General features: G+C 45.2%; 8 protein-coding genes. 7 read left to right on the top strand and 1 reads right to left on the bottom strand.

The window, feature by feature from the left end; translation table 11 throughout:
- The first annotated feature begins 127 nt into the window (after positions 1 to 127).
- The 4 genes from QUA45_RS26675 to QUA45_RS26660 all read left to right on the top strand — a co-directional run bounded on the left by QUA45_RS26675 (position 128) and on the right by QUA45_RS26660 (position 3519).
- On the top strand, positions 128 to 649 hold the full coding sequence (locus QUA45_RS26675) for a DUF4242 domain-containing protein (protein ID WP_333222817.1): 522 nt from the start codon (positions 128 to 130) through the stop codon (positions 647 to 649).
- A 151-nt stretch (positions 650 to 800) separates the two neighbouring features.
- The gene (locus QUA45_RS26670; RefSeq protein WP_333147311.1) at positions 801 to 1544 is read left to right on the top strand and encodes a hypothetical protein; all 744 of its coding nucleotides are present in this window, start codon (positions 801 to 803) and stop codon (positions 1542 to 1544) included.
- 97 nt (positions 1545 to 1641) lie between these two features.
- Complete coding sequence (locus QUA45_RS26665; protein WP_333222815.1) at positions 1642 to 2364, top strand: peptidylprolyl isomerase; 723 nt, start codon at positions 1642 to 1644, stop codon at positions 2362 to 2364.
- 81 nt (positions 2365 to 2445) lie between these two features.
- Positions 2446 to 3519 carry a class I SAM-dependent methyltransferase gene (locus QUA45_RS26660; protein ID WP_333222813.1) on the top strand — a complete coding sequence of 358 codons (1074 nt, stop codon included), beginning with the start codon at positions 2446 to 2448 and terminating at the stop codon, positions 3517 to 3519.
- Between the two features lie 327 nt (positions 3520 to 3846).
- Here the strand turns inward: QUA45_RS26660 and QUA45_RS26655 are convergent, their stop codons facing one another.
- Entirely contained in the window at positions 3847 to 5571 is a 1725-nt protein-coding gene (locus tag QUA45_RS26655) for a zinc metalloprotease HtpX (protein ID WP_333222811.1), read from the bottom strand.
- A gap of 226 nt (positions 5572 to 5797) precedes the next feature.
- Between QUA45_RS26655 and QUA45_RS26650 the strand changes: the two genes are divergently transcribed.
- The 3 genes from QUA45_RS26650 to QUA45_RS29295 all read left to right on the top strand — a co-directional run bounded on the left by QUA45_RS26650 (position 5798) and on the right by QUA45_RS29295 (position 7962).
- Entirely contained in the window at positions 5798 to 7081 is a 1284-nt protein-coding gene (locus tag QUA45_RS26650) for a glutamate-5-semialdehyde dehydrogenase (protein ID WP_333222809.1), read from the top strand.
- A gap of 138 nt (positions 7082 to 7219) precedes the next feature.
- Positions 7220 to 7348, top strand: a complete 129-nt coding sequence (locus QUA45_RS26645; protein ID WP_333099557.1) for a hypothetical protein — start codon at positions 7220 to 7222, stop codon at positions 7346 to 7348.
- Between the two features lie 245 nt (positions 7349 to 7593).
- Entirely contained in the window at positions 7594 to 7962 is a 369-nt protein-coding gene (locus QUA45_RS29295; RefSeq protein WP_445305348.1) for a helix-turn-helix domain-containing protein, read from the top strand.
- Positions 7963 to 7979: the final 17 nt, after the last annotated feature.

Here is a 7979-nt window from a genome sequence, read left to right as displayed (position 1 = left end):
ACTCATTACCTAGCTATAACTGTTGCCTCGTTTACCTATCTTTACATACTTCAGTCTTTTCAGCCCGACCTACTTAACAGTCAACAGTGACCAATCAACAGTCATTACTAATTAAGAGGAAGTAATTATGTCTCTTATCAAAGTTGAAACAGTTGCCGCTCAACCAATCACCGCAGAAATGTTAGCTGATACGCGAGTTTTGGATTGTCTTGGGGCAAGAAATGCCAAGTGGTGCTACTCTTTACTATCAGCCGATCGCGATCGCATGATTTGCACCTTTGAGGCACCAGATGCAGAGTCTGTGCGACAAGCTTATCGCCAAGCCGATGTTGGATTTAGCAAGGTTTGGACAGCCCGAGTTATTGAACATGAAGGTGTACCACCTGTATGGAACGAACCAATCCTCAAGGTGTTGGAGGGAAGCTATCCGAATGGCTTTACCGATGAAGAGTGGAACGAAGCCCATCGATTAATTTTACGGTGCTATCAGGAACAGGGTATTGAATGGGTGCGTTCCTATGCGTCGCTGGATAAAACTCGTGTAGTGTGCGAACTAAACGCGCCCGATGCCGAAGTGATTAGAGAAGCCCACGGTAAAGCTGGAATTCCCTTCGATCGCGTTTGGTCTGCGGAAGTTCTCAAACCTTGAATTCGCGCGGACGATCGCGCTTGGATGCTTTGGGAACGCTTCGAGAACGCTTTCGGAACGGTTTCGGAACGATCGCCTCGTTAGATTGATATCAAGTTAATAAAACAACCAGCAAATTAACTCATCCCTTTACACTTTAAGGAGAAATAAAATGGCTGAATTTGACCTTGGTACCTTGCCATCTAATAGTGCCGTAGTAGTTCCGCGCCGCACTATCAGTAATCTCAACAGCAAAGACACCTACAGTTTCCGTCTGGATAGCGATAAAAATATCAACCTTGGGCTGGTTGGTATGACCGACGATCTGAATGTTCAACTATTTCGCGATTTCAATGGCAATGGCTTAGTTGATGGTAACGATAAGCAAATTGCTATTTCCGATCGATTGCGTTTGGATGAAGTAATCAACTTGTCCTCAGCAGTTGCTGACGTTGATGCAGGCAATTACGTGGTGCAAGTCAATCGGAACCGTGCGTTCAACGATACTCCCTACAATTTGAGAGTATCGGCTGACGCGGCCGGTACACCCAGCAAAGTCCTCGCAGTAGAAGATGATTTCGGTGCCGTCTTTTCCAACGACAAACCAAGAACTCATCAAGGTTCTGTGGGTAACACCGACACCACCGATACTATCCATCTCGCTGTCAATACCCAGGGATTTTATCACTTTGGTCTCAATAATCTCAGCGCTGATGCCGATCTCCGATTGATTCAAGACAAAAACAACAATCGCGCCGTCGATGCAGGTGAGGTAATTGGAAGTGTGGTTAAGCGAGGCACTATTTCCGAAGGATTTGTTCAAAACTTGGCTCCTGCAACTAACTACTATCTTCAAGCCTCTCAATTCACAGGTAACACTAATTACTCTGTTACGTTGACTCCGATTCCCAACTAGAAAGTCCTGGATGTAAAAACTCTATCTGTAGGGTGCACAATGTGCACCTTACCTATCAATTGTTCGTTCAAATGGCTTTAATTGAAGCCAGACAGCTATGACCGCAGTTTTATTACAAATCCGCAATCGCACCATCTCTGGGGAAGAGATAGTTCCTCGACTTGCCAGCTACCAAATGCTGCCCCAATTATACCGCGAGAGCATCATTGATGAAGCGATCGCCCCCATCGATTGCACTGCTGAAGAAATCATAAATGTCCGCCAGCAGTTCTACGAACAAAATCAACTGACCGACGAAACCACACAACAAATTTGGCTAAAACAGCACGGGATGAGTCGGGAATTTTTAGAGACTGTTTTCATTCCAAGGCTGCTCAAAATTGAGAAATTCAAACACCAAAATTGGCATCACAAACTAGAGTCCTATTTTCTGCAACGCAAGCGATCGCTAGATCGAGTCATCTATTCTTTGATTCGGGTTAAAGACGCAGAAATTGCGCGCGAACTGTATTTTCGGATTCAAGAAAAAGAGCAATCCTTTGCCGAACTGGCGCGCGAGTATTCCCAAGGCCCAGAAGCTCAAGTCAATGGAATCGTTGGCCCGGCAGAACTCGGCACAATCCACCCGAATTTGGCGCATCTGTTGGCGATAAGCCGTCCCGGTCAGCTTTGGGATCCTATCCCTGTAGAAGGATGGCTGGCGATCGTCAGATTAGAAACATTGATTCCGGCTCAGTTCGATTTAGCGATGCGTCAGCGTTTGCTGCGCGAATTGTTTGAAATTTGGGTGCAAGAACAGATAGGTGAAATGTTGAATTGACGGGCAGGAATCTGACGATCGTAGCCCTGGCAACATCCAATGTTCCAAATAGAAACTTTTGAATACCATCACGCTTAAATTATGATGACACAAACATTCGATCAAACCAAAGCAGAAGCATTCGCCGGACGGATGCTGGACATTCTCAACAGTGGCGCACTCTCCGTCATGATTTCGATCGGGCATCGCACCGAACTGTTTGACACAATGGCAGAATTGCCGCCCTCTACCAGTCAACAAATTGCCGATGCTGCCGGATTGAACGAACGCTACGTGAGGGAATGGCTCGGTGCAATGGTAACGGGTCGCTTAGTGGATTATAATTCGATCGACAAAACCTACACTTTGCCGACAGAATATGCAGCATTCCTGACACGGGCTGCAGCTTCTGACAACATTGCCCCCTTTGCTCAATTCATTCCGGTGTTGGCATCGGTGGAAGATCGGATTATCGATTGTTTCTACAAAGGCGGCGGTGTACCCTACTCAGAGTTCAAACGTTTTCATGCGGTGATGGCAGAAGATAGCGGTCAAACCGTGTTACCTGCTCTATTTGACCGCATTCTGCCGCTAATTCCCGCGCTTACCGAAGCGTTGGAAAACGGTATTGAGGTCCTAGATGTCGGCTGCGGTAGCGGGCGAGCACTCAACAAGCTGGCTGAAGCCTTTCCGAATAGCCGATTCACAGGTTACGATTTTTCGGGAGAAGCCATCGCCAATGCCAACACGGAAGCCCAACTGCGGAAGTTAAATAATATCCAGTTTGAGGTGAAGGATGCCGCCACATTGGATGAGTGCGATCGCTACCATTGGATCACCACATTTGATGCAATTCACGATCAAGCCAGACCCGATATTGTACTCCAAAACATCTACAAAGCTCTGCGTCCCGATGGTGTTTACTTGATGCAAGATATCCGCGCCACAACGGATGTAGGCGGCAACATGGAACATCCGATTGCACCGTTACTATACACCATTTCTTGTATGCACTGTATGACAGTTTCTTTAGCCTACGGTGGTATGGGACTGGGAGCGATGTGGGGTCAAGAAAAAGCCCTGAAACTTTTGAGTGAAGCTGGGTTTAGCAGCGTTGAAATCAAGCAACTCGCCCATGATTTTCAGAGCGACTATTATATCCTCAAAAAGAGCTAAAATCATGTGCAAAATTTGTGCTATAGGCCAACAATTGCAGAAGAAAAAACAGCCTAATTCGGGGTTGTTGGATACCAGCCAATTTTCGGTCTTCATCGATCTGAAGCAATTGTCTTCCACACCGGAATTCAAATCAGCTAAACTACCTAACAATCCTCAGTCATCGGTTAAGCCCCTAGTTTAACACTCAGGGATTCTAATCAGGAAGAGGTTAATCTCTCAAATGCTTATGTTGGCGCAAATGCTGTCCTCCTTAACCCTGACTTAAGGCGAATAAAGTCTTTACTATGAACCTGTTGGTAGTAAGGACTTTATTGCGTTCAAATTTCAAGCTGGAAATGAAACAAATAGCACTGCAATACCAAGAACCATCGCCCCTATACCCATCACAACAGACCAGAAGCGGTGATAACTCTTAACCGTCGTACCGCTATCGCTTTCAAGCTGAATCAAATCCATCCAAGGTGCAACACCCCGGCGGAACCAACCCAAAGCGCTAACATCCATTCCAATCAAACTTTCAACCCGTTTCATGCCAAACAGAAAATTACCAATTGGCCCAAAACGAGAAGCATAGCGCAGATAAATCATTCCCGTTCTATCTTGCAGTTTCAAATCAGAACCAAAGGTATAACCCGCATCGCCGCGACCAATTAATTCGCCTTGCAGTTGCGACGGTTGACCCCGCAAAGGACTTGCATAAGGGTCAGACATTAAGGTTAAAATATCCAAATGTTCTGCTTGTTGGTAATTGGGGAACATCACCAAAGTCTTGAGCAAAATTCCCGCACCCAAACCGATTAAAGGACAAGCAACCATCATCATCGGGTTTACAGCATACAGGGAAATGCCGATCGCAAAACCCACAGCTAACCCCAGAGTTTCTGCACTGTACAGCAGTAAATCGAACACAAAATTGCCGTACAATCTCCGCTTGCTCAAATCGTTGCCTTCGCCGACAATCCGGCCCATGTCAAACTCAATATCCAAGCCTAATTGTTCGGCATAAGTGCTCAAAGCGCGAACTCGTTTACCAGTCAGCGGGTGAGTAGAGTTCAACTCCATCCACCAACCCCAGGGATTAAACATATCCCACAAAAATACTCGCCCAATTTTTTCCGGTTCCGAAGTAATCCTGTAAGCAGTGCCGGTAGATGTGGCAGCTTTGGCATCGTAAATGCCTAAAGCGCGAGTTCCTTCTAATAAGCGGCTGGGTTCGGTTGCTCTTTGTCCTTCTTCCAGAATACCGTAAGCAATTTTTACCAAAGCGCGAGACAAAGCGTTGGGATTTCCGGTTGTTTCGGCTGCAAAATGGTCGGCAAAATATTCTCGCGTCCGCGACAAATACAGTAATAAATAAGTGCCGGCGATGTAAAATAAATAAGCAACAGCAGCTACAGTACCGGCCGCATCTTTAGCTTTTTCGCCACCACTTCGACCCATTCTTTGAGCTGTTGTGTAAATTAAATAAGTAATCTGCACCAAAGTCGAGGCTAAAGTCATTACTGCAAAGTCCCAGTGGACGATGTGACCGAGTTCGTGGGCGTAAACAGTGGCAATTTCTTCGTCGTCTAAATAGGTAAAAAGACCTTGACTGACCACTAAGCGAGCGCTATTGGGAAATGAACCGTAAGTAAAAGCAGTAGGGTTTTGATCGTCGATAATTCCTAAACGAGGCTGCTGGAGTTTTTTCTGCTTGCAAACCTTCTTAATAACTTTCGCTGTTTCGGGACTTAGGCTTTCAATTTCTGCTAGGGAAACCCAGCGGGTATTGTAGAGCCAATTTTGGCTTAAGTCCATCAAGTAAGGCGATAGGAAAAAAGCAGCGATGTTAAAAATCAGAGTTATGGGAAGTGCGATCGCCAATCCGGCTACTGGATCGGGACTGTTGAGAATCAAAACAGAGGCTAAAGATAGCGCTAACACCATACCAAACAGCAGGCTGATGGTGACGCCAGAAGCTAAAACGAGATTTCCGCCAGTTTTCTGTATCAGTTTAACGCCGGCTTTGGCGGCTCGCCCTGCCTTGCGTAAAGGGGCGTGAGATGACATAATACTCTCCAAAGGTTATTGACAAATGGAAATGACCATGGGATTTTATCTATACTTCACTGTTTTAACCTGTTAATGCGGATTGCTGTCAGGGGTCTCAACAAAAATATAGAATTTCCTCTAGAATTGTTAAGACTGAAAACCGCCCCGAAAATTTTTTGTGCGGATTCAATTCACCACTCAAAATTCAAAACCCAACAATCAAAACTATTTAAAAGTTACTGTCATGTCTATTATTGAAATTGCCCAAAAAACCCGCCAAGCTGCTAGAAAGTTAGCAGTTTTGTCCGCTGAGGCTAAAAATCAAGCTATTGAGGCTATAGCTAAAGCTTTAGAAGCTGCTGCGCCGGATATTGTGGCGGCGAATGCGGCTGACTGCAAGGCGGCCCAGGCGGATGGAATTGCGAAACCGCTGTACGATCGCCTAAAGTTGGATGAGAGCAAGTTGAAAAGTGCGATCGCGGGTGTGCGCGACGTTGCGAAACTCCCTAATCCCGTAGGTTCCGTGCAAATCCACCGCGAATTGGATACAGGATTAATTCTGAAGCGCGTCACCTGTCCTTTGGGCGTTTTAGGCATTATTTTTGAAGCGCGCCCCGAAGCTTTAATTCAGATAGTATCCTTGGCAATCAAATCGGGAAATGGCGTCATCCTCAAAGGTGGCAAAGAAGCAGTCCGTTCCTGCGAAGTCTTGACAAAAGTGATACATCAAGCATTAGCAGAAACAGCGGTTAATCCAGAAGTCGTGCAGTTGCTGACCACGCGGGAAGAAACAATCGAACTGCTGAAAATGGATGAATATGTAGATTTGATTATTCCCAGAGGTTCTAATTCCTTCGTGCGGTTCGTGCAGGAAAATACCCGAATTCCCGTGTTGGGACACGCCGACGGAATTTGTCATTTGTACGCAGACAAAGCAGCGGATATTCAGAAAGCAGTAGAGATTTCTGTAGATGCAAAAACCCAGTATCCAGCCGCCTGCAATGCTATTGAAACTTTGTTAATTCACAGTGCGATCGCCCCCAAATTCCTGCCCGCAGTTGCCGAAGCTTTGCAGCAGAAAAAAGTTGAACTGCGGGGAGACGAAAAAACTCGCGCCCTCCTAGAAAATATTGCCGAAGCGACAGAAACCGATTGGTCTACAGAATACAGCGATTTGATTTTATCAATCAAAATAGTAGATTCTGTGGAAGAGGCAATTAATCATATTAATACTTACGGTTCCAGACATACAGATGTCATTGTCACCGAAGACAGCGAAGCCGCCGAAACATTTTTAAATGGAGTCGATGCGGCCGGAGTTTATCACAATTGTTCGACTAGATTTGCTGACGGTTTCCGCTACGGTTTCGGTGCAGAAGTGGGGATTAGCACGCAGCAAATGCCGCCTCGCGGGCCTGTTGGTTTAGAGGGGTTGATTACCTATAAGTATCGAGTTGTTGGAGATGGCCATGTTGCGGCTAGTTATGTGGGAAAGGATGCGAAGGGGTTTACTCATAGGGATTTGTAAAAAAGTAATACTATTTGCGAAAAACATCGCTACAATAGCATTGAAAAAAGGGACAATACTACATTTTATCAACCCTAACAAATGTTGCATGAGTTTTGATAAATGCTATAATAACAACAGTATTGAGTTGTGAAACAGATGTCCGCTAGCATCACAATTAACCCTTACGAAATTCAGCAAATCTCACAAGCGCATACAATCAGTTCGTCAAAGCTGCGATCGCTCGCCCAAAAAGCAGAAGGTTTAGCAACAGCAGTAGAGAAGTAGAATTGCTTCTCATCTTGATGCTGTCGTCAAATCGAGGTGAAGTCAACTGGCTGTGCATATTCTGCACAATTGTATCCCAGTAGGTGATTCAGCTTTTGGGGAGATGTCTAATGTTTCTGCTCCCAATGACAACTTGAGTAATTTTTACTTAATTCTGTCTGGTCTGGAAATACAGCACTTCCGGATGTTATGAGGTACAATAGAATCGACTAAAAATAATATACCAATGAAAGCATACTTAGTAGATTTGCACTCCTTTCATAGTAGCAGCCCATTTAGAACAGAAGCTGTCGATCAGAAAAACAGCAGAAATATTTGCCTGCAGTAAAAGCTCTGTTCAAAAACTTGTCAAACAACAAAAAATTGAGGGGAATTTACAGCCTAAACGCAGGGGGAAACCCAGATTCAGTCATTTGAATAATGCCTCAGAAGAGCTAAGAGAAATAGTGGTAGCACATCCCGATGCAACTTTGGTAGAATTGTGTGAGTTATTCGCCCTTCATACCGGAAATTGGGTAGGCAGAACAGCTATGTGTAGCGCCTTACAGAAGTTAGGATTAAATCGTAAAAAAAAACAGTCAGGAGTAGCCAAGCAGGCACAGAAAGAGTCATGAGGTTAAGGTTAGAGTAT

It is taken from the genome of Microcoleus sp. Pol12A5 (assembly GCF_036701435.1).
Classification (GTDB): Bacteria; Cyanobacteriota; Cyanobacteriia; order Cyanobacteriales; family Microcoleaceae; genus Microcoleus.
Note: the sequence above shows the minus strand (reverse complement) of the source record. Positions and strands in the feature narration are given on the sequence as shown.